The organism is Streptomyces sp. NPDC052109 (genome assembly GCF_040680195.1).
Lineage (GTDB): Bacteria > Actinomycetota > Actinomycetes > Streptomycetales > Streptomycetaceae > Streptomyces.
In genome coordinates this window covers 406,574-432,264 of sequence record NZ_JBFAWF010000002.1, presented here as the reverse complement: position 1 = coordinate 432,264, position 25,691 = coordinate 406,574, and the positions used below count along the sequence as shown (strand labels likewise).

20 protein-coding genes, 1 tRNA gene and 1 pseudogene are annotated in these 25,691 nt (G+C 68.6%); 18 read left to right on the top strand and 4 right to left on the bottom strand.

Annotation, left to right across the window (positions count from 1 at the left end):
• Nucleotides 1-7: 7 nt before the first annotated feature.
• The 3 genes from AB0L59_RS07555 to AB0L59_RS07545 all read left to right on the top strand — a co-directional run bounded on the left by AB0L59_RS07555 (nucleotide 8) and on the right by AB0L59_RS07545 (nucleotide 3,243).
• On the top strand, nucleotides 8-1,543 hold the full coding sequence (locus AB0L59_RS07555; RefSeq protein WP_365580430.1) for a DHA2 family efflux MFS transporter permease subunit: 1,536 nt from the start codon (nucleotides 8-10) through the stop codon (nucleotides 1,541-1,543).
• 71 nt (nucleotides 1,544-1,614) lie between these two features.
• Nucleotides 1,615-1,995, top strand: coding sequence for a DUF3291 domain-containing protein (locus tag AB0L59_RS07550; RefSeq protein ID WP_365580428.1), 381 nt, complete (start codon nucleotides 1,615-1,617; stop codon nucleotides 1,993-1,995).
• Between the two features lie 162 nt (nucleotides 1,996-2,157).
• Entirely contained in the window at nucleotides 2,158-3,243 is a 1,086-nt protein-coding gene (locus AB0L59_RS07545) for a UDP-N-acetylmuramate dehydrogenase (protein WP_365580958.1), read from the top strand.
• Between the two features lie 49 nt (nucleotides 3,244-3,292).
• On the opposite strand, the gene AB0L59_RS07540 is transcribed toward AB0L59_RS07545, so the two are convergent.
• Nucleotides 3,293-3,925: an NAD(P)H-binding protein gene (locus AB0L59_RS07540; RefSeq protein ID WP_365580426.1), complete on the bottom strand. Its 633-nt coding sequence runs from the start codon at nucleotides 3,923-3,925 to the stop codon at nucleotides 3,293-3,295.
• A gap of 103 nt (nucleotides 3,926-4,028) precedes the next feature.
• On the opposite strand from AB0L59_RS07540, the gene AB0L59_RS07535 reads away from it, so the two are divergent.
• Entirely contained in the window at nucleotides 4,029-4,640 is a 612-nt protein-coding gene (locus tag AB0L59_RS07535) for a helix-turn-helix domain-containing protein (protein ID WP_365580423.1), read from the top strand.
• 45 nt (nucleotides 4,641-4,685) lie between these two features.
• Nucleotides 4,686-5,412, top strand: a pseudogene (locus AB0L59_RS07530) (hypothetical protein).
• On the opposite strand, the gene AB0L59_RS07525 reads toward AB0L59_RS07530, so the two are convergent.
• Both AB0L59_RS07525 and AB0L59_RS07520 read right to left on the bottom strand, forming a co-directional pair.
• The gene (locus tag AB0L59_RS07525; protein ID WP_365580421.1) at nucleotides 5,357-6,397 is read right to left on the bottom strand and encodes an adenosine deaminase; all 1,041 of its coding nucleotides are present in this window, start codon (nucleotides 6,395-6,397) and stop codon (nucleotides 5,357-5,359) included. The pseudogene AB0L59_RS07530 and the gene AB0L59_RS07525 overlap by 56 nt on opposite strands.
• Nucleotides 6,398-6,558: 161 nt before the next feature.
• Nucleotides 6,559-7,785, bottom strand: coding sequence for a pyridoxal phosphate-dependent aminotransferase (locus AB0L59_RS07520; RefSeq protein ID WP_365580418.1), 1,227 nt, complete (start codon nucleotides 7,783-7,785; stop codon nucleotides 6,559-6,561).
• 262 nt (nucleotides 7,786-8,047) lie between these two features.
• Between AB0L59_RS07520 and AB0L59_RS07515 the strand changes: the two genes are divergently transcribed.
• From AB0L59_RS07515 to AB0L59_RS07470, 10 genes are all read left to right on the top strand, one after another.
• Nucleotides 8,048-8,120: transfer RNA gene (locus tag AB0L59_RS07515), tRNA-Trp, on the top strand.
• Nucleotides 8,121-8,226: 106 nt separating this feature from the next.
• On the top strand, nucleotides 8,227-8,514 hold the full coding sequence (gene secE / locus AB0L59_RS07510) for a preprotein translocase subunit SecE (protein ID WP_023547417.1): 288 nt from the start codon (nucleotides 8,227-8,229) through the stop codon (nucleotides 8,512-8,514).
• Between the two features lie 80 nt (nucleotides 8,515-8,594).
• Nucleotides 8,595-9,452: a transcription termination/antitermination protein NusG gene (gene nusG / locus AB0L59_RS07505; RefSeq protein WP_365580415.1), complete on the top strand. Its 858-nt coding sequence runs from the start codon at nucleotides 8,595-8,597 to the stop codon at nucleotides 9,450-9,452.
• Between the two features lie 190 nt (nucleotides 9,453-9,642).
• A complete protein-coding gene (rplK, locus tag AB0L59_RS07500) occupies nucleotides 9,643-10,077 on the top strand; it encodes a 50S ribosomal protein L11 (RefSeq protein WP_030345386.1) in 435 nt (144 codons plus the stop codon).
• Nucleotides 10,078-10,177: 100 nt separating this feature from the next.
• Nucleotides 10,178-10,903 (top strand): 50S ribosomal protein L1, encoded by a 726-nt coding sequence (rplA, locus tag AB0L59_RS07495; protein ID WP_225824988.1) that lies wholly within the window; start codon nucleotides 10,178-10,180, stop codon nucleotides 10,901-10,903.
• A 162-nt stretch (nucleotides 10,904-11,065) separates the two neighbouring features.
• Nucleotides 11,066-11,992: a hypothetical protein gene (locus AB0L59_RS07490; RefSeq protein WP_365580412.1), complete on the top strand. Its 927-nt coding sequence runs from the start codon at nucleotides 11,066-11,068 to the stop codon at nucleotides 11,990-11,992.
• Nucleotides 11,993-12,302: 310 nt separating this feature from the next.
• Nucleotides 12,303-12,833, top strand: coding sequence for a 50S ribosomal protein L10 (rplJ, locus tag AB0L59_RS07485; RefSeq protein ID WP_030601305.1), 531 nt, complete (start codon nucleotides 12,303-12,305; stop codon nucleotides 12,831-12,833).
• A gap of 111 nt (nucleotides 12,834-12,944) precedes the next feature.
• Nucleotides 12,945-13,334 carry a 50S ribosomal protein L7/L12 gene (gene rplL / locus AB0L59_RS07480; protein WP_356940776.1) on the top strand — a complete coding sequence of 130 codons (390 nt, stop codon included), beginning with the start codon at nucleotides 12,945-12,947 and terminating at the stop codon, nucleotides 13,332-13,334.
• A gap of 592 nt (nucleotides 13,335-13,926) precedes the next feature.
• Nucleotides 13,927-17,412, top strand: coding sequence for a DNA-directed RNA polymerase subunit beta (gene rpoB, locus AB0L59_RS07475; RefSeq protein ID WP_365580409.1), 3,486 nt, complete (start codon nucleotides 13,927-13,929; stop codon nucleotides 17,410-17,412).
• Between the two features lie 98 nt (nucleotides 17,413-17,510).
• Nucleotides 17,511-21,410: a DNA-directed RNA polymerase subunit beta' gene (locus tag AB0L59_RS07470; RefSeq protein ID WP_365580406.1), complete on the top strand. Its 3,900-nt coding sequence runs from the start codon at nucleotides 17,511-17,513 to the stop codon at nucleotides 21,408-21,410.
• 25 nt (nucleotides 21,411-21,435) lie between these two features.
• Here AB0L59_RS07470 and AB0L59_RS07465 read toward each other — a convergent pair whose 3' ends face one another.
• Nucleotides 21,436-21,846: a hypothetical protein gene (locus tag AB0L59_RS07465; protein ID WP_365580403.1), complete on the bottom strand. Its 411-nt coding sequence runs from the start codon at nucleotides 21,844-21,846 to the stop codon at nucleotides 21,436-21,438.
• A gap of 704 nt (nucleotides 21,847-22,550) precedes the next feature.
• Between AB0L59_RS07465 and rpsL the strand changes: the two genes are divergently transcribed.
• Genes rpsL through fusA form a run of 3 tightly spaced genes read left to right on the top strand, consistent with a single transcriptional unit; the run spans nucleotide 22,551 to nucleotide 25,561 of the window.
• Complete coding sequence (gene rpsL / locus AB0L59_RS07460; RefSeq protein WP_003948652.1) at nucleotides 22,551-22,922, top strand: 30S ribosomal protein S12; 372 nt, start codon at nucleotides 22,551-22,553, stop codon at nucleotides 22,920-22,922.
• 2 nt (nucleotides 22,923-22,924) lie between these two features.
• Nucleotides 22,925-23,395 (top strand): 30S ribosomal protein S7, encoded by a 471-nt coding sequence (gene rpsG, locus AB0L59_RS07455; protein WP_009330725.1) that lies wholly within the window; start codon nucleotides 22,925-22,927, stop codon nucleotides 23,393-23,395.
• A gap of 39 nt (nucleotides 23,396-23,434) precedes the next feature.
• The gene (gene fusA / locus AB0L59_RS07450; protein WP_365580400.1) at nucleotides 23,435-25,561 is read left to right on the top strand and encodes an elongation factor G; all 2,127 of its coding nucleotides are present in this window, start codon (nucleotides 23,435-23,437) and stop codon (nucleotides 25,559-25,561) included.
• The last annotated feature ends 130 nt before the right edge of the window (nucleotides 25,562-25,691 follow it).

The following is a 25,691-nucleotide window of genomic DNA, read 5'->3' as shown; positions in this document are numbered from 1 at the left end:
GGGAGAGATGTCACAGCAGAACGCACCGGGCGAGACGGCGCCGAGCGGACCGAGCGCACGGCGCGGAAGTGCCGCGTGGGCCCTCGTCATCACGAGCGTCGCCGGATTCATGGCGGCCCTCGACAACCTCGTCGTCACCACCGCCCTGCCCTCCATCCGCAAGGACCTCGGCGGCGCCCTGGACGACCTCGAGTGGACCGTGAGCGCCTACACGCTCACCTTCGCCGTCCTGCTGATGTTCGGCGCGGCGCTCGGCGACCGCTTCGGGCGCCGCCGGCTCTTCATCGCCGGGCTCACCGTCTTCACCGGTGCCTCGGCCGCCGCGGCCATGGCACCCGGCATCGACTCCCTGATTGCCGCCCGCGCGGTCCAGGGCGTCGGCGCGGCCGTGATGATGCCGCTCACGCTGACCCTGCTGACCGCGGCCGTGCCCGCCGCCAAGCGCGGGATGATGTACGGCATCTGGGGTGCCGTCAACGGACTCGCCGTCGCCTCCGGACCGCTCATCGGCGGCAGCCTCACCGAGCACGTGTCCTGGCACTGGATCTTCTGGCTGAACGTTCCGCTCGGCCTGATCACGCTGCCGCTCGCCCGCCTGCGCCTCGCCGAGTCCTACGGCACCGCCGCCCGGCTCGATGTCCCCGGCACCCTGCTCGCCAGCGGCGGTCTCTTCGGCATCGTCTACGGCCTGGTCCGGGGGCCCGCCGACGGCTGGACCGACACTGTGGTGCTGACCGCTCTGTTCGCCGGCGGCGCGCTGCTGACCGGGTTCGTCCTGTACAGCTCCCGCGCGGCGAGCCCCATGCTGCCGATGCGGCTGTTCCGGTCCCGCGCCTTCTCCGGGATCAACGCGGCCAGCCTGCTGATGTTCGTCGGCATGTTCGGCTCGATCTTCCTGCTCAGCCAGTACATGCAGGGCGTGCTCGGCTACTCGCCCACCGAGGCGGGCCTGAGGATGCTGCCCTGGACCGGCATGCCGATGCTCGTCGCGCCGATCGCCGGGATCCTGTCCGACCGTATCGGCGGCCGGCCGGTCGTCGCCGCGGGGCTGCTCCTGCAGGCCGCCGGGCTCGGCTACATGGCCGTCGTGGCCACCGCGAACGCCTCCTACGCCGTCCAGCTGCCCGCCCTGATCATCAGCGGCGTCGGCATGGCCCTGTACTTCGCGCCGGCCGCCAATCTGGTGATGTCCAGCGTCCGTCCGCAGGAGCAGGGCATCGCTTCCGGCGCCAACAACGCGCTGCGGGAGGTGGGCGGCGCGCTCGGCATCGCGGTGATGTCGTCGATCTTCTCCGCGCAGGGCGGCTACGAGAGCGCGCAGAGCTTCGTGGACGGCCTGCGCCCCGCCCTGGTCACCGGCTCGGGGGTGGTCGCCCTCGCCGCGGTCGCGGCCCTGGTGATCCCGGCCCGGCGGAGCGCGGCCCGGCTCACCGCGGTGGACGGGCAGCCGCCCGCGACCGTTTCCGAGGGCGGCGCACCGACGGCCGCTGATGCGGGGAGCTCTGCCGCCGCGGAGGCGACTGCCCTGGAGAGCACCCGCTGAAGCCCGGCCCGGACCCCCGCCACCCTCGTCTCTTTCGCCGTCCTCGCCGTCCCTGCCGCAAGGAGATCGCGATGCCCGACCTTCCCTGGATCGTGCCGAACACTCCGCCGCGCGACACCGAGGTCCACGTCTTCGCCTCGCGCTTCGAGACCCGCTCGCTGTGGGGCGCCCTCCGTTTCCTCACCCGCACCCCGGCCGTGTGGCGGCAGATCGGCCGGGCTCCCGGTGCCTACGGGGCCTCCCTCAAGGCGCAGCCCCTGCGGCGGACGTTCTGGACGCTGTCCGCCTGGGAGTCGGCCGACGCGCTGAAGGCCTTCGCCGACTCCGGCGCCCACCGGCCCACCGCCCGCGGCCTCGCCTCCCAGATGCGCGACGCCCGGTTCGCCATCTGGCGGGCGTCCAGCGACCGGCTGCCGGTGCACTGGGAGGAGGCGGAGAGGCGGCTCACGTAGATCGCCGGTCGGCGGTAGGTCACCTACGCGCGCGTGGACTTGCGGAGGCGTCCACGCGCGCGTACGTGCGTGCCGGCCTGCGCGGGCCGGCGGGAGCGGCCGGCCGCGACCGGCACCGGGGTTCGGCGTGGCTTTGCGGGCGGTGGTCGCGTGGATGTCGGGCTGTCGGAGGCGTCTCGTAGTCTTGGGCGCGTGCAGGTACTCCACGACGCCCCTCTTGCCCCGCTGACCACCTTCCGGCTGGGCGGTCCCGCGACGCGGCTGGTCACTGCGGTGACCGACGCCGAGGTGATCGCCGCCGTGCGGGAGGCCGACGACAGCGGGACACCGATGCTGGTCATCGGCGGTGGGTCGAACCTGGTCATCGGCGACAAGGGCTTCGACGGCACCGCCCTGCGCATCGCCACGCGCGGGGTCGAGCTGCGCGGCACGACGCTGGAGCTGGCCGCCGGCGAGGTGTGGACGGACGCCGTCGCCCGCACGGTCGAGGCGGGGCTCGCCGGGATCGAATGCCTGGCCGGTATCCCGGGATCCGCTGGCGCGACGCCGATCCAGAACGTGGGCGCCTACGGCCAGGAGGTCTCCTCCACCATTACCGAGGTCAGCGCCTACGACCGGCGCGCCGGCGAGACCGTCACGCTCACGAACGAGGAGTGCGCCTTCTCGTACCGCCACAGCCGCTTCAAGGCGGACCCCGAGCGCTACGTGGTGCTGCGGGTCCGCTTCGAGCTGGAGGACGCAGGCGGGCTGTCCGCGCCGGTCAAGTACGCCGAGGCGGCGCGCGCGCTCGGTGTCGAGCCGGGGGACCGGGTGCCGCTGGCCGAGGCCCGCGAGACCGTGCTGAAGCTGCGCGCCGGCAAAGGCATGGTCCTCGACGCCGAGGACCACGACACCTGGTCCGCCGGGTCCTTCTTCACCAACCCGATCCTCACCGACGAGCAGTTCGCCGCGTTCCACGCGCGCGTGCGCGAGCGGCTGGGCGACGGCGTCGAGCCGCCCGCCTACCCGGCGGGGGAGGGCCGTACGAAGACCTCCGCGGCCTGGCTGATCGACAAGGCGGGCTTCACCAAGGGCTACGGCACCGGACCGGCCCGTATTTCCACCAAGCACACCCTCGCCCTCACCAACCGTGGCGGCGCCACCACGGAGGACCTGCTGGCGCTGGCCCGCGAGGTGGTCGCCGGCGTCCACGAGGCCTTCGGGATCACGCTCGTCAACGAGCCGGTGACGGTCGGCGTCAGCCTCTAGGCGTGCTGTTCGGACGAGGCGCAAGACCGTACGCCCCTGGTACGGCCCCCTAGTACGCCACGCCCACTCCCTGCTTCACCGTGCTCTCGTCGTCGATCATCGCCAGCATCGCGTGGGCGACGTCCGCGCGTGCGATGAAGCGGCCCCTGCGCGGGAAGCCGCCGACGACGGTGCGGTAGCGACCGGTGAGCGGCTTGTTCTGCAGGCGCGGCGGCCGTACGGATGTCCAGTCCGTGCCGCTGCGGGCCAGCTCCGCCTCCATACCGCGCAGATCGGTGTAGACGTCCTTGAGCGCGGCCGACACCAGGCCACGCATGGTGCGGTCCAGAGCGCCGTCGCCCTCGGGGGCGGGGCCGACGGGACCCGCGCTGACCACGAGCAGCCGTCGTACGCCCTCCTCCTCCATCGTGGCGAGGACCGTACGGGTCAGCCGCGTGGCGACCCCGGCGTCCTTGCGGCTGCGTGCGCCCAGGCCGGAGAGGACCGCGTCCCGGCCCCCGACGGCGGTACGCAGCGCCTCGGGGTCGGTCAGGTCGGCGCGGAACACCTCCAGGGCGTCCCCGGTGACGTCGAGCCGGGCCGGATCGCGGACCACGGCGGTCACCCGGTGGCCGGCGCCGAGCGCCTGGCGCACGATCTCCCGGCCGATGCCGCCGGTGGCGCCGAAAACGGTGATGTTCATGTGTGCTCCCGTAGGCGGGGCTGGTGGGTGAGTATTCACTCACTCGTGGTGCCTCTAGAGTGGGTAAGCACTCACCCACTCGTCAAGCCCCGATCGGAGCCCCATGGAGCAGAAGCCGGCGCGTGTGCGCATTCTCGACGCCGCTCACGAGCTCATGCTCACCGTCGGACTCGCCCGCGCCACCACCAAGGAGATCGCGCGAGCGGCCGGCTGCTCCGAGGCGGCCCTCTACAAGTACTTCGACAGCAAGGAAGACCTGTTCGTACGCGTGCTCGCCGAGCGGCTGCCCCGGCTCACCCCGCTGCTCAGCAGTCTGGCCACCGAGCCGGGACAGGGCACCCTCGAGGGCAACCTCACCGAGATCGCCCGCCAGGCCGCCCTCTTCTACGAGCAGAGCTTCCCGATCGCCGCCTCCCTGTACGCCGAGCCCCAGCTCAGGCGGCGCCACTTCGACGCCCTGCGCAAGCTCGGTTCCGGCCCGCACAGGCCCCTCCAGGACCTCGACGCCTACCTCCGCGCCGAGCAGGACGCCGGCCGCGTCCGCGCCGGCGCCGACACCTTCGCGGCCGCGTCCCTGCTGCTGGGCGCCTGCGCGCAGCGCGCGTTCGCCTACGACGCGACCGACACGGGAGAGCGGCCGCCGGTCGAGGAGTTCTCCGCGCGGCTCGCGAAGACGCTGCTGGACGGAATCTCCGTTGTGCGGGCCTCGGAGTGACCTCCATGCTGAGAGCATGACAAAGCCCTCCAGGGAAGACCCCCCGTGCGGCTGAGGCTGCGCGAGTTCCGGCCCCGCAACGGGCCGCACGCCTACCGGATCGTCCAGCCACGGCTTCCCTTGCGCCAAACCTCCTCGCGCGCCCCCATCGGCCTGCTGCTCGGCGACCACGACGGGCTGAGCCGGATGGCGGCCCTGTTCTCCTCTCCTTCGCCGCGTACTCCCGGCACACCGTCGTCCATGTGCCGCTGCGCTACGGCGTCCCGCCCGACGAGGGCGTCGGCGAGCCGGTCGACCTGGTCCTCGTCCATCACACGCTCGGACCGCGCCCCAGCCGGTGGCCCGAGCTGCGCCGGAAGCCGCGCGCGGGCAACCCGCTGACCGTACGGACCGGCGAGACACGCACCGCGCGTGACGCCGCCGTCCGGCGCGAGCGCTTCGAGCGGCCAGGCCTCCGGGACGTGCTGCGGCACGCCAGCACGCGCGTACGTTCTTCCTCTTCGGCGGCAGGGACGTGTTCGCCGAGACGGCCACCTGGTTCGCATACGCGGCGGGCAACGGGCCGTACCGGAAGAACGCCGCCAAGGGATGCGCGACGTGGATGGCTGAGCTGCCCGCACTGGTCCAGCCGTCCGGTGGCCGGCACCCGGTCGATGTGCTGGTCCGCTTCAAGCCCTGTCCGCCGTACGCCCACTTCGGACGGCCGGGCGAGCCCTTCAGGCGGCCGGCCGGGCCAGCCAGTCGTCCACGCCCGCCAGCAACCGCGCCCTGACGTCCGCCGGGGCGGCCGAGGCCCGCACCGACTGCCGGGCCAGCTCGGCGAGCTCGGCGTCCGAGAAGCCGTGGCCTTGCCGGGCGATCTCGTACTGCGCGGCCAGCCGGGAGCCGAACAGCAGCGGGTCGTCGGCGCCGAGGGCCATCGGGACGCCCGCCTCGAAGAAGGTGCGCAGCGGCACGTCCTCGGGTTTCTCGTACACACCGAGGGCCACGTTCGAGGCCGGGCACACCTCGCAGGTCACGCCCCGGTCGGCCAGCCGCTTCAGCAGCCGCGGGTCCTCCGCGGCGCGCACGCCGTGTCCGATCCGCGAGGCGTGCAGGTCGTCCAGGCAGTCGCGCACCGAGGCGGGGCCGGTCAGCTCGCCGCCGTGGGGAGCCGACAGCAGACCGCCCTCGCGCGCGATGTGGAAGGCGCGGTCGAAGTCCCGGGCCATGCCCCGCCGCTCGTCGTTGGAGAGCCCGAAGCCGACCACGCCCCGGTCCGCGTAGCGCACCGCGAGGCGGGCCAGCATGCGGGCGTCCAGCGGGTGCTTCATGCGGTTGGCGGCGACCAGCACGCGCATGCCGAGCCCGGTCTCCCGGGACGTCGTGTCCACCGCGTCGAGGATGATCTCAAGGGCCGGGATCAGACCGCCCAGCCGGGGCGCGTACGACGTCGGATCCACCTGGATCTCCAGCCAGCCCGAGCCGTCCTTCAGGTCCTCCTCGGCGGCCTCCCGGACCAGGCGCTGGATGTCCTCCGGTTCGCGCAGGCAGGAGCGCGCCGCGTCGTACAGCCGTTGGAAGCGGAACCAGCCCCGTTCGTCGGTGGCCCGCAGCCTGGGCGGTTCGCCGCTGGTCAGCGCTTCCGTCAGGGTCTCGGGCAGACGTACGCCGTGCTTGTCGGCCAGTTCCAGGACGGTGCCCGGTCGCATCGAACCGGTGAAGTGCAGGTGCAGATGAGCTTTCGGCAGTTCAGAGACATCACGTACACGCTCCATCCCAGGATCCTGCCGTACGCACCTGTCGCACCGGTAGCCGTTTCCCCGTACGTGGTCTTGCTCGCACACGGAAGCGGGCCGCCTCCCCCCGGGGGAAACGGCCCGCACGCGCGCGTAGAGCTCGAAGACGAGGAGCTCGACAGAGGAGCTCGCCAACGGAACTAGTCCCGCGCCTCCGCCAGCAGCTTCTGGATGCGGCTCACGCCCTCGACGAGGTCCTCGTCGCCGAGCGCGTACGACAGCCGCAGATAGCCCGGCGTGCCGAACGCCTCGCCCGGGACGACCGCGACCTCGGCCTCCTCCAGGATCAGCGCGGCCAGCTCGACGGTGTCCCGCGGACGCTTGCCGCGGATCTCCTTGCCGAGCAGGGCCTTGACCGACGGGTAGGCGTAGAACGCGCCCTCGGGCTCCGGGCAGACCACGCCGTCGATCTCGTTGAGCATCCGCACGATGGTCTTGCGGCGCCGGTCGAAGGCCTCGCGCATCCTCGACACGGCCTGGAGGTCACCGGAGACGGCGGCGAGGGCGGCCACCTGGGCCACGTTGGAGACGTTGGAGGTGGCGTGCGACTGCAGGTTGGTCGCGGCCTTGACGACATCCTTCGGGCCGATGACCCAGCCCACGCGCCAGCCGGTCATGGCGTACGTCTTGGCCACGCCGTTGACCACGACGCACTTGTCGCGCAGCTCGGGGAAGAGGCCCGCCAGGGAGACGGCGGCGGCGTCGCCGTAGACCAGGTGCTCGTAGATCTCGTCGGTCAGCACCCACAGGCCGTGCTCCACGGCCCAGCGGCCGATCGCCTCGGTCTCGGCCTCGGAGTACACCGCGCCGGTCGGGTTGGACGGGGAGACGAAGAGCACGACCTTCGTCTTCTCCGTGCGCGCCGCCTCCAGCTGCTCCACGGTGACGCGGTAGCCGGTGGTCTCGTCGGCGACGACCTCCACCGGGACACCGCCGGCCAGGCGGATCGACTCCGGGTACGTCGTCCAGTACGGCGCCGGGACGATGACCTCGTCGCCCGGGTCGAGGATCGCCGCGAACGCCTCGTAGATGGCCTGCTTGCCGCCGTTGGTGACGAGGATCTGCGAGACGTCGGGCTCCCAGCCGGAGTCGCGCAGCGTCTTCGCGGCGATGGCGGCCTTCAGCTCGGGCAGGCCGCCGGCCGGGGTGTAACGGTGGTACTTGGGGTTCTTGCAGGCCTCGACGGCCGCCTCGACGATGTAGTCCGGGGTCGGGAAGTCGGGCTCACCGGCGCCGAAGCCGATCACCGGACGCCCGGCGGCCTTCAGGGCCTTGGCCTTGGCGTCCACGGCGAGGGTGGCGGACTCGGAGATCGCGCCGACTCGGGCGGAGACCCGGCGCTCGGTGGGTGGGGTTGCAGCGCTCATGGAGCCCATCGTTCCAGACCGGAAACACCCCCGGCACGCGGGTTTCACAGACTGAACAGCCAGGGGTCGGCACGTGAACACGGGTCCGAATCCGGTCCCCGGCCAGGACGATCTTTGGTCACGCCGCCCCGTACGGGCGCTTTCTGTTCGACGCCGGGCCGCGGACCACGTACACTCTCACCTCGTTGGCCTCCAGCAGCCGCCGCCGAAACAGGTGCACACCGCGCACCCGTCCGGATGCGGTACGTTTGGGGGGACGCGAAGGGTCGTAGCTCAATTGGTAGAGCACCGGTCTCCAAAACCGGCGGTTGGGGGTTCAAGTCCCTCCGGCCCTGCTACACACACCGCCAGGATGTGTGCGCATGTACGTACAGCGATTGCACCGCCGTGCGGCTCAGACCGGGCGCGGCACGGCCACGACCCGGAATCAGGTGAGGCAGAATGACGGACGCCGTGGGCTCCATCGACACGCCTGATGCCCAGGACGAGGCGCTCGAGTCCAAGAAGAAGGCCCGCAAGGGTGGTAAGCGCGCCAAGAAGGGCCCGCTGAAGCGCCTGGCCACCTTCTACCGCCAGATCATCGCGGAGCTCCGCAAGGTCGTCTGGCCGACGCGCAACCAGCTGACGTCGTACACCACCGTGGTGATCTTCTTCGTCGCCATCATGATCGCGTTGGTGACCGTGATTGACTATGGGCTCAACCACGCGGCCAAGTACGTCTTCGGCTGAGCCAAGAGCGAAGGGCGCCGTGGCACCGGCGCCCGTTTTCGCATGTTCCACCACTATGTATCCAGGAAGAAGCAGCCATCGTGTCTGACCCGAACCTGAACGACGACGCCATCGAGTCTCGCGGGACCGCTGCCGAGATGGTGGACGACGAGCTCGACATCGTCGAGGGCGCGGACGAGCAGGACGAGTTCGAGGCTGCCGAGGCCGAGGCGGGGGAGCCGGCCGAAGAGGCTGCCCTGAACGTCGAGGACGAGGACGAGGACGCGGAACAGGCCGAAGAGGCTGCCGCCGAGGCCGCCGATGAGGAGCCGGCCGAGCCCGTGGACCCCGTCGCGGCCCTGCGCGAGGAACTGCGCACCCTCCCCGGCGAGTGGTACGTCATCCACACGTACGCCGGCTACGAGAACCGCGTGAAGACCAACCTGGAGCAGCGCGCCGTCTCGCTGAACGTCGAGGACTACATCTTCCAGGCCGAGGTGCCGCAGGAAGAGGTCGTCCAGATCAAGAACGGCGACCGCAAGACGATCAAGCAGAACAAGCTGCCGGGTTACGTACTGGTCCGCATGGACCTGACCAACGAGTCCTGGGGCGTCGTGCGCAACACGCCGGGCGTCACCGGCTTCGTCGGCAACGCCTACGACCCGTACCCGCTGACCCTGGACGAGATCGTCAAGATGCTCGCCCCGGAGGCCGAGGAGAAGGCCGCCCGCGAGGCCGCCGAGGCCGAGGGCAAGCCCGCCCCGCAGCGCAAGGTCGAGGTGCAGGTGCTGGACTTCGAGGTCGGCGACTCGGTCACCGTCACCGACGGCCCGTTCGCCACGCTGCAGGCGACCATCAACGAGATCAACCCCGACTCGAAGAAGGTCAAGGGCCTGGTGGAGATCTTCGGCCGGGAGACGCCGGTCGAGCTGTCCTTCGACCAGATCCAGAAGAACTAGTCCGGAAACAGTCCCTTTCGGACTTCTTCGGACTTCATGCTTCCGCGCAGGTCAGGCAGGCCCTCACGGTCCGCCTGACCTGCACGGTTTTTGGCCGCGCATTCATACCCGTTATCGTTGCGCGGTATGCCTGCGTCAGGATCGCGATCCTCGCGCGGGCATGGACCCGAATGAAAGGACCCGGAGAGCAATGCCTCCCAAGAAGAAGAAGGTCACGGGGCTCATCAAGCTCCAGATCCAGGCCGGTGCCGCCAACCCGGCCCCGCCGGTCGGCCCCGCGCTGGGTCAGCACGGCGTCAACATCATGGAGTTCTGCAAGGCCTACAACGCCGCGACCGAGTCGCAGCGCGGTTGGGTCATCCCGGTGGAGATCACGGTCTACGAGGACCGCTCCTTCACCTTCATCACCAAGACGCCGCCGGCCGCGAAGATGATCCTCAAGGCCGCGGGCATCGAGAAGGGCTCCGGCGAGCCGCACAAGACCAAGGTCGCCAAGATCACCGAGGCGCAGGTCCGCGAGATCGCCCAGACCAAGATGCCCGACCTGAACGCGAACGACCTGGACGCCGCGGCGAAGATCATCGCCGGCACCGCGCGTTCCATGGGCGTCACGGTCGAGGGCTGACCTCACCCACCAGTAGTCATGCGGCCGTAGCCGGTCGCACGTGGCAGGGCCTGCTCGGCCCAGGGACCACGACTCCTTTCAGAACACACAGGAGCAAGTTGTGAGCAAGCGCAGCAAGGCTCTCCGCGCTGCGGACGCCAAGGTCGACCGGGAGAAGCTGTACGCCCCGCTCGAGGCCGTCCGTCTCGCCAAGGAGACCTCCACGACCAAGTTCGACGGCACCGTCGAGGTCGCCTTCCGCCTGGGTGTCGACCCGCGCAAGGCCGACCAGATGGTCCGTGGCACCGTGAACCTGCCGCACGGCACCGGCAAGACTGCCCGGGTCCTGGTCTTCGCGACCGGTGACCGTGCTGCGGCCGCGGAGGCCGCGGGCGCCGACATCGTCGGCTCCGACGAACTCATCGACGAGGTGGCGAAGGGCCGTCTGGACTTCGACGCCGTCGTCGCCACCCCGGACCTCATGGGCAAGGTCGGCCGCCTCGGCCGCGTCCTCGGCCCGCGTGGTCTGATGCCGAACCCGAAGACCGGCACCGTCACCCCCGACGTCGCCAAGGCCGTCACCGACATCAAGGGCGGCAAGATCGAGTTCCGCGTCGACAAGCACTCGAACCTGCACTTCATCATCGGCAAGGCGTCCTTCGACGACGCCAAGCTGGTGGAGAACTACGGCGCCGCGCTGGAGGAGATCCTCCGTCTGAAGCCGTCCGCCGCCAAGGGTCGCTACATCAAGAAGGCCGCCATCACCACCACGATGGGCCCCGGCATCCCGGTCGACCCGAACCGCACCCGCAACCTCCTCGTCGAGGAGGACCCGGCCGCCGTCTGAGCCTTCCGCTCCCCCGGTAGCCGCGTCAGGTACGCGTAAGGAGAGGGCGGGCCCCGCAACCTTCCAGGTGCGGGGTCCGTCCTTTCTTTGTGCGAGCTTTCGTACGACTGTCGGTGGCCTGGATTACGGTGCAGGTACACGACTTGCATGGGGGAGGACCAGATGAAGAGCACGACGGCGCGCCGGGTGACCCTTTCCGCGGCGGTGGTGGCCGCACTGACCGGGGTGGCCGCCTGCGGCTCCGCCGACTCCGGGAAGGGCGGCAGGGCGGCCGGCGACACCGCGATCAACGTCAGCCCCATCGCCGCCCTGCGCACGGCCGCGCAGTCCACCGACAAGGCGGACTCGGCGAAGGTGCGCTCCACCATGTCCCTCGGCACCCTGATGACGGCGACCGGGAACGGCGCCTTGGCCTGGGGCCACGGACTCACGGGCAACCTCACGATCACGTACACCGGCGGCCAGATGGCCGAGATGATGCGCAAGGCCGGTTCCGCGTCGACGCAGGCCCGCTACCTGCCGGACGCGTACTACGCCCGCATGAGCGACGCGTTCGCCCGGCAGGCGGGCGGTAAGCACTGGCTGAAGTACGGGTACGGCGACCTCGCCAAGCTCGGCGGCGCATCCGGTGCGTACATGAAGGACCAGGCCCAGTCGTCCACGCCGAACCAGGCCGTGAAGATGCTGCTGGCCTCCGGTGACGTGAAGAAGGTCGGCACCGAGACGGTCTCCGGCGTCCACACCAGGCATTACGCCGGCACGGTGAACGTCGCCGACCTCGCGGGCAGGAGCAGCAACCTCAGCGCGCAGCAGCTGTCGGCCCTGAAGACGCAGCTCGACCAGGCCGGCATCACCACGGACACCGTCGACATCTGGATCGACGACCAGAATCTGCTGGTGAAGAAGACCGAGAAGGCGGACACGAACAAGGGCGTCCTGAGCAGCACCGCCTACTACAGCGACTACGGCGTCCCGGTCTCCGTCCAGGCGCCCCCGGCGAGCGACACCAAGGACTTCAAGGACCTGATGAAGTCCCTCGGCACCCCGGGGTCGGCGAACACCGCGAGCGGCTCCGGCATCAGCTCCTGACCCCACCGCGGGCCCGGGGCGCCGTGGAGCCCGATTTGCTCGACGGCGCCCCGGTCCCGTACTCTCTTGCAGAAGCCAAAGACCGCTGGTCGTTACCGTGCGCTCTGAACGAGGGCGCGGTGGCCGAAGGATCCGCTGAAAAGTGGGCGACCCGCGCAGGTGACAGTGGAAGAACTCCCGGAGTGCGCGCGCCGAGCGTGTGCGCGGCCGGTCGAGTCCGCCCCGTGCGCCTGCGCCGGGGCGTTTCGTTTTCCCCAGTCCTCCTTCGGGTCCGCGCGGTCCGAATCACCCGGAAGGAGGCCGAGGCTCTATGGCGAGGCCCGACAAGGCTGCCGCGGTTGCGGAGCTGACGGACAAGTTCCGCAGCTCCAACGCCGCCGTGCTGACCGAGTACCGCGGTCTCACCGTGGCGCAGCTCAAGACGCTGCGCCGGTCGCTCGGTGAGAACGCCCAGTACGCCGTGGTGAAGAACACGCTGACCAAGATTGCGGCCAAGGAGGCCGGGATCACGCTGGAGGACCAGCTCTTCGCTGGCCCGACGGCCGTCGCCTTCGTCACCGGTGACCCGGTGGAGTCGGCGAAGGGTCTGCGTGACTTCGCCAAGGAGAACCCCAATCTCGTCATCAAGGGCGGTGTCCTTGACGGCAAGGCGCTGTCCGCCGACGAGATCAAGAAGCTTGCGGACCTCGAGTCCCGCGAGGTTCTGCTCAGCAAGCTGGCCGGTGCCTTCAAGGCGAAGCAGTCCCAGGCTGCCTCCGTCTTCCAGGCGCTGCCGTCGAAGCTCGTCCGCACCGTGGACGCGCTGCGCGCCAAGCAGGCCGAGCAGGGCGGTGCCGAGTAATTCGGCTCGCTTTCTGACCCGCACCAACGGCGCGGGTCGCAGCGGGCCGACGTACGCCCGCCTTATCCAGTACATCCGGCACCTGCCGATTTGAGTGGAAGGACCGCCATCATGGCGAAGCTCACCCAGGACGAGCTGCTTGCCCAGTTCGAGGAGATGACCCTCATCGAGCTCTCCGAGTTCGTGAAGGCCTTCGAGGAGAAGTTCGACGTCACCGCCGCCGCTGCCGCGCCGGTCGTCGTCGCCGGTGGTGCCGCTGGTGGCGCCGCCGCCGAGGCCGAGGAGGAGAAGGACGAGTTCGACGTCATCCTCACCGGCGCCGGCGAGAAGAAGATCCAGGTCATCAAGGTCGTGCGTGAGCTGACCTCCCTGGGTCTGAAGGAGGCCAAGGACCTCGTCGACGGCACCCCGAAGCCGGTCCTCGAGAAGGTCAACAAGGAGGCCGCCGACAAGGCCGCCGAGGCCCTCAAGGGCGCCGGCGCGTCCGTCGAGGTCAAGTAAGACCTTTCCGGGTCCCCAGGACTCGAACGCGAGGCGAGCGCAGCCGGGTGGCACCGTTAAAAGTGCCCCGTAGGGCTGTAACGCGACCGCACCGAAGAGCGATCATCCATCCGGGTGGTCGCTCTTCGGCGTATCCGGGGCCCGGCCGCGGTTGCCTTGCACTCGCTACGGCGAGGGGTAAGGTGATCTTCGTCGTGTCTCCGCCACGATCCGCTTCGGACTGTGGGGCCTTGACGAACCGCACGCAGCGCGCAATTCTCAGGACGCGTCGTCACAAGGATCCGAATCCGAGGCATGGATCGACGACGAAGAGGGCAGTATCAACGTGCGTTGAGAGCAGGCATGCCGAGGGCGTTGACAAGAGCGGTGAGCACAGCGAGGGTCTCGAAAAACCCGCACTGGACATCAGTGTGCCAAGTGGCTACACTGACCCTTTGCGCTGCCTGTTAGCTGTCCCCTGCCCGTCACCAGGGGTCTGCCCTCACTCGAGCACTGATGACCGAACCTCCCTTGACCTGGGGTTTCTGTCTCTGTGTACGGGGGAGGGGCCGGTACGCGCGTAGTGAGTCCGAGCCCTCGGAAGGACCCCCTCTTGGCCGCCTCGCGCAATGCCTCGACCGCGAATACGAACAACGGCGCCAGCACCGCCCCGCTGCGCATCTCCTTTGCAAAGATCAAGGAGCCTCTCGAGGTTCCGAACCTGCTCGCGCTGCAGACCGAGAGCTTCGACTGGCTGCTCGGCAACACCGCCTGGCAGAGTCGGGTCGAGGAGGCTCTGGAGAACGGTCAGGACGTCCCCACCAAGTCCGGTCTGGAGGAGATCTTCGAGGAGATCTCCCCGATCGAGGACTTCTCCGGGTCGATGTCCCTGACGTTCCGGGACCACCGCTTCGAGCCGCCGAAGAACTCCATCGACGAGTGCAAGGAGCGCGACTTCACGTACGCCGCCCCGCTCTTCGTCACCGCCGAGTTCACCAACAACGAGACCGGTGAGATCAAGTCCCAGACGGTCTTCATGGGCGACTTCCCGCTCATGACGAACAAGGGCACCTTCGTCATCAACGGCACCGAGCGTGTCGTGGTGTCTCAGCTGGTCCGTTCCCCCGGTGTCTACTTCGACTCCACCATCGACAAGACGTCCGACAAGGACATCTTCTCCGCCAAGATCATCCCGTCCCGGGGTGCCTGGCTGGAGATGGAGATCGACAAGCGCGACATGGTCGGTGTCCGCATCGACCGCAAGCGCAAGCAGTCGGTCACCGTGCTGCTGAAGGCCCTCGGCTGGACGACCGAGCAGATCCTCGAGGAGTTCGGCGAGTACGAGTCGATGCGCGCCACCCTGGAGAAGGACCACACCCAGGGCCAGGACGACGCGCTGCTCGACATCTACCGCAAGCTGCGTCCGGGCGAGCCCCCCACGCGTGAGGCCGCGCAGACGCTGCTGGAGAACCTCTACTTCAACCCGAAGCGTTACGACCTCGCCAAGGTCGGCCGCTACAAGGTGAACAAGAAGCTCGGCGCGGACGAGCCGCTGGACGCCGGTGTGCTCACCACCGACGACGTCATCGCCACCATCAAGTACCTGGTGAAGCTGCACGCCGGCGAGACCGAGACGACCGGTGAGTCCGGCCGCTCGATCATGGTCGAGACCGATGACATCGACCACTTCGGCAACCGTCGCATCCGCAGCGTCGGTGAGCTGATCCAGAACCAGGTCCGTACGGGTCTCGCCCGTATGGAGCGTGTCGTGCGCGAGCGCATGACCACCCAGGACGTCGAGGCGATCACGCCGCAGACGCTGATCAACATCCGGCCGGTCGTCGCCTCCATCAAGGAGTTCTTCGGCACCAGCCAGCTGTCCCAGTTCATGGACCAGAACAACCCGCTGTCGGGGCTGACGCACAAGCGTCGTCTGAACGCCCTCGGCCCGGGTGGTCTCTCCCGTGAGCGGGCCGGCTTCGAGGTCCGTGACGTTCACCCGTCGCACTACGGCCGCATGTGCCCGATCGAGACGCCGGAAGGCCCGAACATCGGTCTGATCGGCTCGCTCGCCTCCTACGGCCGGGTCAACGCGTTCGGTTTCATCGAGACGCCGTACCGCAAGGTCGTCGACGGCCAGGTCAGCGACGAGGTCGACTACCTGACCGCCGACGAGGAGGACCGCTTCGTCATCGCGCAGGCCAACGCGCCGCTGAACGACGAGATGCGGTTCGCCGAGGCCCGCGTGCTGGTCCGCCGCCGTGGCGGCGAGGTCGACTACGTCGGTCCCGAGGACGTGGACTACATGGACGTCTCGCCGCGCCAGATGGTGTCGGTCGCGACCGCCATGATCCCCTTCCTCGAGCACGACGACGCCAACCGTGCCCTCATGGGCGCGAACATGATGCGTCAGGCCGTGCCGCTGATTAAGTCCGAGGCCCCGCTCGTCGGCACCGGCATGGAGTACCGCTCCGCGGTCGACGCCGGCGACGTGGTCAAGGCCGAGAAGGACGGTGTGGTCCAGGAGGTCTCCGCGGACTACATCACCACCGCCAACGACGACGGCACGTACATCACGTACCGCCTGGCCAAGTTCTCCCGGTCCAACCAGGGCACCTCGGTCAACCAGAAGGTCATCGTCAACGAGGGCGACCGCGTCGTCACCGGCCAGGTGCTGGCCGATGGCCCGGCCACCCAGAACGGCGAGATGGCCCTGGGCAAGAACCTGCTCGTGGCGTTCATGCCGTGGGAGGGTCACAACTACGAGGACGCGATCATCCTGTCGCAGCGCCTCGTGCAGGACGACGTCCTCTCCTCGATCCACATCGAGGAGCACGAGGTCGACGCCCGTGACACCAAGCTCGGCCCCGAGGAGATCACCCGGGACATCCCGAACGTCTCCGAGGAGGTCCTCGCCGACCTCGACGAGCGCGGCATCATCCGCATCGGTGCCGAGGTCATCGCCGGCGACATCCTCGTCGGCAAGGTGACCCCGAAGGGTGAGACCGAGCTGACCCCGGAGGAGCGCCTGCTGCGCGCGATCTTCGGTGAGAAGGCCCGTGAGGTCCGCGACACCTCGCTGAAGGTGCCGCACGGCGAGACCGGCAAGGTCATCGGCGTGCGCGTCTTCGACCGCGAGGAGGGCGACGAGCTGCCGCCGGGCGTGAACCAGCTGGTCCGCGTCTACGTCGCGCAGAAGCGCAAGATCACCGACGGTGACAAGCTCGCCGGCCGTCACGGCAACAAGGGTGTCATCTCGAAGATCCTGCCCATCGAGGACATGCCGTTCCTCGAGGACGGAACTCCGGTCGACATCATCCTCAACCCGCTGGGTGTGCCGTCCCGAATGAACCCGGGACAGGTTCTGGAGATCCACCTCGGCTGGCTCGCCAGCCGTGGCTGGGACGTCTCCGGCCTCGCGGACGAGTGGGCCCAGCGCCTCCAGGTCATCGGCGCCGACCAGGTCGCCCCGCGCACCAACGTCGCGACCCCGGTCTTCGACGGTGCCCGCGAGGACGAGCTGGCGGGTCTGCTGCAGCACACCATCCCGAACCGCGACGGCGAGCGCATGGTGCTTCCGTCCGGCAAGGCGCGGCTGTTCGACGGCCGCTCCGGTGAGCCGTTCCCGGACCCGATCTCGGTCGGCTACATGTACATCCTGAAGCTGCACCACCTGGTCGACGACAAGCTGCACGCCCGCTCGACCGGTCCGTACTCGATGATCACCCAGCAGCCGCTGGGTGGTAAGGCGCAGTTCGGTGGCCAGCGGTTCGGTGAGATGGAGGTGTGGGCCCTCGAGGCCTACGGCGCCGCGTACGCCCTCCAGGAGCTGCTGACCATCAAGTCCGACGACGTCACCGGCCGCGTGAAGGTCTACGAGGCCATCGTCAAGGGCGAGAACATCCCCGAGCCCGGCATCCCCGAGTCCTTCAAGGTGCTCATCAAGGAGATGCAGTCGCTCTGCCTGAACGTGGAGGTGCTGTCCAGCGACGGTATGTCCATCGAGATGCGCGACACCGACGAGGACGTCTTCCGCGCTGCGGAGGAGCTCGGTATCGACCTGTCCCGGCGCGAGCCGAGCAGCGTCGAAGAGGTCTGACGGGAGTCCGGCGGGCCCCTGACCCACCAGGGGCCCCGCCGACCCCCAGGCCCCCGTACAGACCAAAGACTTACGACCCTGAGAGGGATTGACGCATAGTGCTCGACGTCAACTTCTTCGACGAGCTCCGGATCGGCCTGGCCACCGCTGACGACATCCGTCAGTGGAGCCACGGCGAGGTCAAGAAGCCCGAGACCATCAACTACCGCACCCTCAAGCCCGAGAAGGACGGACTCTTCTGCGAGAAGATCTTCGGTCCGACCCGGGACTGGGAGTGCTACTGCGGCAAGTACAAGCGCGTCCGCTTCAAGGGCATCATCTGCGAGCGCTGTGGCGTCGAGGTCACGCGCGCCAAGGTGCGCCGTGAGCGGATGGGTCACATCGAGCTGGCCGCCCCCGTCACGCACATCTGGTACTTCAAGGGCGTCCCGTCGCGCCTCGGCTACCTGCTGGACCTGGCGCCGAAGGACCTCGAGAAGGTCATCTACTTCGCGGCGTACATGATCACGTACGTCGACGAGGAGCGCCGTACCCGCGACCTGCCCTCCCTGGAGGCGCACGTCTCGGTCGAGCGCCAGCAGATCGAGAACCGCCGCGACGCCGACCTGGAGGCCCGCGCCAAGAAGCTCGAGTCCGACCTGGCCGAGCTGGAGGCCGAGGGCGCCAAGGCCGACGTGCGCCGCAAGGTGCGCGAGGGTGCCGAGCGCGAGATGAAGCAGCTGCGCGACCGCGCGCAGCGCGAGATCGACCGCCTCGACGAGGTGTGGAACCGGTTCAAGAACCTCAAGGTCCAGGACCTGGAGGGCGACGAGCTGCTCTACCGCGAGCTGCGTGACCGCTTCGGCACGTACTTCGACGGCTCGATGGGTGCCGCGGCGCTGCAGAAGCGCCTGGAGTCCTTCGACCTGGAGGAGGAGGCCGAGCGCCTCCGCGAGATCATCCGCACCGGCAAGGGCCAGAAGAAGACCCGTGCCCTCAAGCGCCTGAAGGTCGTCTCCGCGTTCCTGCAGACGTCCAACAGCCCCAAGGGCATGGTCCTGGACTGCGTCCCGGTCATCCCGCCGGACCTGCGTCCGATGGTGCAGCTGGACGGTGGCCGCTTCGCGACCTCCGACCTGAACGACCTGTACCGCCGTGTCATCAACCGCAACAACCGTCTGAAGAGGCTCCTGGACCTCGGTGCCCCGGAGATCATCGTCAACAACGAGAAGCGCATGCTTCAGGAGGCTGTTGACGCCCTCTTCGACAACGGTCGTCGCGGCCGGCCGGTGACCGGTCCCGGTAACCGCCCGCTGAAGTCCCTCAGCGACATGCTGAAGGGTAAGCAGGGTCGATTCCGTCAGAACCTGCTCGGTAAGCGTGTCGACTACTCGGCGCGTTCCGTGATCGTCGTCGGTCCGCAGCTGAAGCTGCACCAGTGCGGTCTGCCCAAGGCGATGGCGCTGGAGCTGTTCAAGCCGTTCGTGATGAAGCGCCTGGTCGACCTGAACCACGCGCAGAACATCAAGAGCGCCAAGCGCATGGTGGAGCGCGGCCGCACGGTCGTGTACGACGTCCTCGAAGAGGTCATCGCCGAGCACCCGGTGCTGCTGAACCGTGCTCCCACCCTGCACCGCCTCGGCATCCAGGCCTTCGAGCCGCAGCTGGTCGAGGGCAAGGCCATCCAGATCCACCCGCTCGTCTGCACCGCGTTCAACGCGGACTTCGACGGTGACCAGATGGCCGTGCACCTGCCGCTGTCCGCGGAGGCGCAGGCCGAGGCCCGCATCCTGATGCTGTCCTCGAACAACATCCTCAAGCCGGCCGACGGCCGTCCGGTGACGATGCCGACCCAGGACATGGTCCTCGGTCTGTTCTTCCTCACCACCGACGGCGAGATGCGTGACGTCAAGGGCGAGGGCCGCTCGTTCGCGTCCGTGGCCGAGGCGATCATGGCGTTCGACGCCGGCGAGCTCTCGCTGCAGTCGCGCGTGGACATCCGCTTCCCGGTGGGCACCATCCCGCCGCGCGGCTGGACCCCGCCGGCGCGCGAGGAGGGCGAGCCGGAGTGGCAGCAGGGTGACAGCTTCCGCCTGAACACCACCCTGGGCCGCGCGCTCTTCAACGAGCTGCTGCCCGAGGACTACCCGTTCGTCGACTACGAGGTCGGCAAGAAGCAGCTCTCCGAGATCGTCAACGACCTCGCCGAGCGCTACCCGAAGGTCATCGTGGCGGCGACGCTCGACAACCTGAAGGCCTCCGGCTTCTACTGGGCCACCCGTTCCGGTGTCACCGTCGCCATCTCCGACGTCGTCGTTCCCGAGGCGAAGAAGGAGATCGTCAAGGGTTACGAGGCGCAGGACGAGAAGGTCCAGAAGCAGTACGAGCGCGGTCTGATCACCAAGGACGAGCGCACGCAGGAGCTCATCGCGATCTGGACCAAGGCGACCAACGAGGTCGCCGAGGCGATGAACGAGAACTTCCCGAAGACCAACCCGATCTTCATGATGGTGAACTCGGGTGCACGAGGCAACATGATGCAGATGCGTCAGATTGCCGGTATGCGTGGTCTGGTGTCGAACGCGAAGAACGAGACGATCCCGCGGCCCATCAAGGCGTCGTTCCGTGAGGGTCTGTCCGTGCTGGAGTACTTCATCTCCACGCACGGTGCCCGTAAGGGTCTGGCGGACACCGCCCTTCGTACCGCCGACTCGGGCTACCTCACCCGTCGTCTGGTCGACGTCTCCCAGGACGTCATCATCCGCGAGGAGGACTGCGGCACCGAGCGCGGCCTCAAGCTCCACATCGCGGAGGTCGGCGCGGACGGCGTGCTGCGCAAGGCGGACGACGTCGAGACGTCCGTGTACGCGCGCTGCCTCGCCGAGGACATCGTGGTCGACGGCAAGGTGCTGGCCCCGGCCGGTACCGACCTCGGCGACGTGCTCATCGACGAGCTGGTCAAGAACGGCGTCGCGGAGGTCAAGACCCGCTCGGTCCTGACCTGTGAGTCCGCCGTCGGCACCTGCGCGATGTGCTACGGCCGTTCGCTGGCCACCGGCAAGCTGGTCGACATCGGTGAGGCGGTCGGCATCATCGCCGCCCAGTCCATCGGTGAGCCCGGTACCCAGCTGACGATGCGTACCTTCCACACCGGTGGTGTGGCCGGTGACGACATCACCCAGGGTCTGCCGCGTGTCGTCGAGCTCTTCGAGGCCCGTACCCCGAAGGGTGTCGCCCCGATCTCCGAGGCCTCCGGCCGCGTCCGGATCGAGGAGACCGAGAAGACCAAGAAGCTCGTCGTCACCCCGGACGACGGCAGCGACGAGACGGCCTACCCGATCTCGAAGCGTGCCAAGGTCCTGGTCAGCGAGGGTGAGCACGTCGAGGTGGGCCAGCAGCTCACCGTGGGTGCCACCAACCCGCACGACGTGCTGCGCATCCTGGGCCAGCGTGCCGTCCAGGTCCACCTGGTCGGCGAGGTCCAGAAGGTCTACAACTCGCAGGGTGTGTCGATCCACGACAAGCACATCGAGATCATCATCCGGCAGATGCTGCGCCGTGTGACGATCATCGAGTCCGGCGACGCCGAGCTGCTGCCCGGCGAGCTGGTCGAGCGCTCGAAGTTCGAGACCGAGAACCGTCGTGTGGTCCAGGAGGGCGGTCACCCGGCCTCCGGTCGTCCGCAGCTGATGGGTATCACCAAGGCCTCGCTGGCGACGGAGTCCTGGCTGTCGGCCGCCTCCTTCCAGGAGACGACCCGAGTCCTGACGGACGCGGCGATCAACGCCAAGTCCGACAGCCTCATCGGCCTCAAGGAGAACGTCATCATCGGTAAGCTCATCCCGGCCGGTACGGGCCTGTCCCGCTACCGCAACATCCGGGTCGAGCCGACCGAGGAGGCCAAGGCCGCGATGTACTCGGCCGTCGGCTACGACGACATCGACTACTCGCCGTTCGGCACCGGCTCCGGCCAGGCCGTCCCGCTGGAGGACTACGACTACGGTCCGTACAACCAGTAAGCGAGCAGCTTGAGCTGACGGGCGGTCACCCCTCGGGGTGGCCGCCCTTCGGCGTGTCCAGGGGCGGCTCGGACGCGCGGCTCGCGCAGGGGGCGGCGAGGTGCAGCAGCGCCCTGCCTCGCCCGGCGGCCGGTGAGCGGCCGGTACGCAGGTCCGGCGTGAGCAGGTGGACGGCGAACCGGCCGCCGTCGTGCTGGTCGGACTCGAACGCGCGGGAGGCGCCGTCCCTGAGGACCACCTCGGTGCCCCGCCCCGCCAGCGGCAGCTCCGCCTCCGCCCGCGCCGCGATCCGCCACCGCGCGGAGGCGCGGACGTTCAGGGACAGCTCGCCGCCGACCGGTGCCGGTACGGCGACCCCGGCCCGGACAGGGGCCTTCAGAGAGCACTCCGAGACCAGCTCCTGCCGGCGGGCGCCGGAGTGCCCCGAGACGGCCACGGAGCGGGCGCAGGGTGCCGCCTCGAACACCAGCAGCGCCGACCCGCCCCCGGGCGACGGGTCACGTCCGTGGCGGCGAGCCGGGCCGTCTCCGGCCGCCCCCAGCCGCGCGGCCGCGCTCCAGCGGGCCCGGGACGCGGCCGGGCGTGCTTCGCCCGGCCTCCTCGTGCCGTCACATCCAGGGGAGCAGGTTCCCGGCGGCGTACAGCAGGAAATCGACCGGCCCGCTGATCAGCCCGTGGCGCGCGTAGCTGGTGCGCGGCGGGCGGACGGACGCGTCCGGCTCCTTGTGTCCCCGCCCCCGCCGGCCTCGCTCACGGCGGCGCCCATGACCGCCCCCGGAATCCGGGCGGCGGTGCCAGTGGCCGATTCGGCGGTGTTTCGGCCGTTTCGACCGCCGGATTCCGGCAACCGGACAGGGGTGGCACGGCGAAGGGTCTTGACAGCACGCCCGACGTGATAGGGGCGGGTCCCATTTGTTTTGACCACAGCGAATGAGGTAGGTACGCTCAGACCTTGTGCCTGGGGTGTGCCCTGGCTCTCGTGCGTGCCTTCAGACCGCATGGCGAGCCACAAGCGGCCACCGTAATCTGTGCTCTTTTCGCCTTGCGGCGGGAGTCCGCCGGATTCGACACACCCGACCGCGTGGGTCGGAGACGTTCCAGGTTAGCTGTACCCATCGGCACACAGAAACCGGAGAAGTAGTGCCTACGATCCAGCAGCTGGTCCGCAAGGGCCGGCAGGACAAGGTCGAGAAGAACAAGACGCCCGCACTCGAGGGATCCCCTCAGCGTCGTGGCGTCTGCACGCGTGTGTTCACGACCACCCCGAAGAAGCCGAACTCGGCCCTCCGCAAGGTCGCGCGTGTGCGTCTGACCAGCGGCATCGAGGTCACCGCTTACATTCCGGGTGAGGGACACAACCTGCAGGAGCACTCCATCGTGCTCGTGCGCGGCGGCCGTGTGAAGGACCTGCCGGGTGTTCGCTACAAGATCATCCGCGGCTCCCTCGACACCCAGGGTGTCAAGAACCGCAAGCAGGCCCGCAGCCGTTACGGCGCCAAGAAGGAGAAGTAAGAATGCCTCGTAAGGGCCCCGCCCCGAAGCGCCCGGTCATCATCGACCCGGTCTACGGTTCTCCTCTGGTGACCTCCCTGATCAACAAGGTGCTGCTGAACGGCAAGCGCTCCACCGCCGAGCGCATCGTCTACGGCGCCATGGAGGGCCTGCGCGACAAGACCGGCAACGACCCGGTCATCACGCTGAAGCGCGCTCTCGAGAACATCAAGCCGACCCTCGAGGTCAAGTCCCGCCGTGTCGGTGGCGCCACCTACCAGGTCCCGGTCGAGGTCAAGCCCGGCCGTGCCAACACCCTGGCGCTGCGCTGGCTGGTCGGTTACTCCCGCGCCCGTCGCGAGAAGACCATGACCGAGCGTCTCCTCAACGAGCTTCTCGACGCCTCGAACGGCCTCGGTGCGGCCGTGAAGAAGCGCGAGGACACCCACAAGATGGCCGAGTCCAACAAGGCCTTCGCGCACTACCGCTGGTAGTCGCTACCCACATCGAGACCGAGAGAAGACTGAAGCCTTATGGCTACCACTTCACTTGACCTGGCCAAGGTGCGCAACATCGGCATCATGGCCCACATCGACGCGGGCAAGACGACCACCACCGAGCGGATCCTGTTCTACACCGGTGTGTCTTACAAGATCGGTGAGGTCCACGACGGCGCTGCCACCATGGACTGGATGGAGCAGGAGCAGGAGCGTGGCATCACGATCACCTCTGCTGCCACCACCTGTCACTGGCCGCTGGAGGACGTCGACCACACCATCAACATCATCGACACCCCGGGCCACGTCGACTTCACCGTCGAGGTGGAGCGCTCCCTGCGCGTGCTCGACGGTGCCGTGACGGTGTTCGACGGCGTCGCCGGCGTTGAGCCGCAGTCCGAGACGGTGTGGCGTCAGGCGGACCGCTACGGCGTTCCGCGTATCTGCTTCGTCAACAAGCTCGACCGGACCGGTGCCGAGTTCCACCGCTGCGTCGACATGATCTCTGACCGCCTGGGCGCTCAGCCGATCGTGATGCAGCTGCCGATCGGTGCCGAGGCCGACTTCAAGGGCGTCGTGGACCTGGTCCGCATGAAGGCGCTCGTGTGGTCCGCCGAGGCCACCAAGGGCGAGATGTACGACGTCGTCGACATCCCGGACACCCACACCGAGGCTGCCGAGGAGTACCGCGGCAAGCTGGTCGAGGCCGTCGCCGAGAACGACGAAGAGATCATGGAGCTGTACCTGGAGGGCCAGGAGCCCACCGAGGAGCAGCTGTACGCCGCGATCCGTCGTATCACCATCGCGTCCGGCAAGGGCACCGGCACCACCGTGACTCCGGTGTTCTGCGGCACCGCGTTCAAGAACAAGGGCGTCCAGCCCCTGCTCGACGCGGTCGTGCGCTACCTGCCGTCCCCGGTCGACATCGAGGCCATCGAGGGCCACGACGTCAAGGACCCCGAGGTCGTCGTCAAGCGCAAGCCGTCCGACGAGGAGCCCCTCTCGGCGCTGGCGTTCAAGATCATGAGCGACCCGCACCTCGGCAAGCTCACCTTCGTCCGGGTCTACTCGGGCCGCCTGGAGTCCGGCTCTTCGGTGCTGAACTCCGTCAAGGGCAAGAAGGAGCGCATCGGCAAGATCTACCGCATGCACGCCAACAAGCGTGAGGAGATCGAGTCGGTGGGCGCCGGCGACATCGTCGCCGTCATGGGCCTGAAGCAGACCACCACCGGTGAGACGCTGTCCGACGACAAGAACCCGGTCATCCTGGAGTCCATGGACTTCCCGGCGCCGGTCATCCAGGTCGCCATCGAGCCCAAGTCGAAGGGCGACCAGGAGAAGCTCGGCGTCGCGATCCAGCGCCTGGCCGAGGAGGACCCGTCCTTCCAGGTCCACTCGGACGAGGAGACCGGCCAGACCATCATCGGTGGTATGGGCGAGCTGCACCTCGAGGTGCTGGTCGACCGTATGCGCCGTGAGTTCAAGGTCGAGGCCAACGTCGGCAAGCCGCAGGTGGCCTACCGCGAGACGATCCGCAAGGCCGTCGAGCGCGTCGACTACACCCACAAGAAGCAGACCGGTGGTACCGGTCAGTTCGCGAAGGTGCAGATCGGCATCGAGCCGCTCGAGGGTGGCGACACCTCGTACGAGTTCGTGAACAAGGTGACCGGTGGCCGTATCCCGAAGGAGTACATCCCTTCGGTGGACGCCGGTGCGCAGGAGGCCATGCAGTTCGGCATCCTCGCCGGTTACGAGATGACCGGTGTCCGCGTGATCCTGCACGACGGTGCCTACCACGAGGTCGACTCCTCCGAGCTCGCCTTCAAGATCGCCGGTTCGCAGGCCTTCAAGGAGGCCGCGCGCAAGGCCAGCCCCGTGCTGCTCGAGCCGATGATGGCCGTCGAGGTCACCACGCCCGAGGACTACATGGGTGAGGTCATCGGTGACATCAACTCCCGCCGTGGCCAGATCCAGGCCATGGAGGAGCGGGCCGGTGCCCGCGTCGTGAAGGGCCTCGTGCCCCTTTCGGAGATGTTCGGTTACGTCGGCGACCTGCGCAGCAAGACGTCCGGCCGTGCGAGCTACTCCATGCAGTTCGACTCCTACGCCGAGGTTCCGCGGAACGTCGCCGAGGAGATCATCGCGAAGGCCAAGGGCGAGTAACGCACCGCGTTCACACGCCGTAGGCTTGACTCCGGAGCCTCAAGGGGCAAACAACCGTAAACCCGGATGTTTGCCCCCGGTTCCGGGCCTTTACAGCAAAGATCACCTGGCGCCGATGAAGTAAGGCGTA

What these genes read in the sequence shown, in the direction of transcription:
- AB0L59_RS07555 (WP_365580430.1), top strand. Translation starts at nt 8, where the DNA reads ATGTCACAGCAGAACGCACCGGGCGAGACGGCGCCGAGCGGACCGAGC.
- AB0L59_RS07550 (WP_365580428.1), top strand. Translation starts at nt 1,615, where the DNA reads ATGCCCGACCTTCCCTGGATCGTGCCGAACACTCCGCCGCGCGACACC.
- AB0L59_RS07540 (WP_365580426.1), bottom strand. Translation starts at nt 3,925, where the DNA reads ATGAACATCACCGTTTTCGGCGCCACCGGCGGCATCGGCCGGGAGATC.
- AB0L59_RS07535 (WP_365580423.1), top strand. Translation starts at nt 4,029, where the DNA reads ATGGAGCAGAAGCCGGCGCGTGTGCGCATTCTCGACGCCGCTCACGAG.
- AB0L59_RS07525 (WP_365580421.1), bottom strand. Translation starts at nt 6,397, where the DNA reads ATGGAGCGTGTACGTGATGTCTCTGAACTGCCGAAAGCTCATCTGCAC.
- AB0L59_RS07520 (WP_365580418.1), bottom strand. Translation starts at nt 7,785, where the DNA reads ATGAGCGCTGCAACCCCACCCACCGAGCGCCGGGTCTCCGCCCGAGTC.
- secE (WP_023547417.1), top strand. Translation starts at nt 8,227, where the DNA reads ATGACGGACGCCGTGGGCTCCATCGACACGCCTGATGCCCAGGACGAG.
- rplK (WP_030345386.1), top strand. Translation starts at nt 9,643, where the DNA reads ATGCCTCCCAAGAAGAAGAAGGTCACGGGGCTCATCAAGCTCCAGATC.
- AB0L59_RS07490 (WP_365580412.1), top strand. Translation starts at nt 11,066, where the DNA reads ATGAAGAGCACGACGGCGCGCCGGGTGACCCTTTCCGCGGCGGTGGTG.
- rplJ (WP_030601305.1), top strand. Translation starts at nt 12,303, where the DNA reads ATGGCGAGGCCCGACAAGGCTGCCGCGGTTGCGGAGCTGACGGACAAG.
- rplL (WP_356940776.1), top strand. Translation starts at nt 12,945, where the DNA reads ATGGCGAAGCTCACCCAGGACGAGCTGCTTGCCCAGTTCGAGGAGATG.
- rpsG (WP_009330725.1), top strand. Translation starts at nt 22,925, where the DNA reads ATGCCTCGTAAGGGCCCCGCCCCGAAGCGCCCGGTCATCATCGACCCG.
- fusA (WP_365580400.1), top strand. Translation starts at nt 23,435, where the DNA reads ATGGCTACCACTTCACTTGACCTGGCCAAGGTGCGCAACATCGGCATC.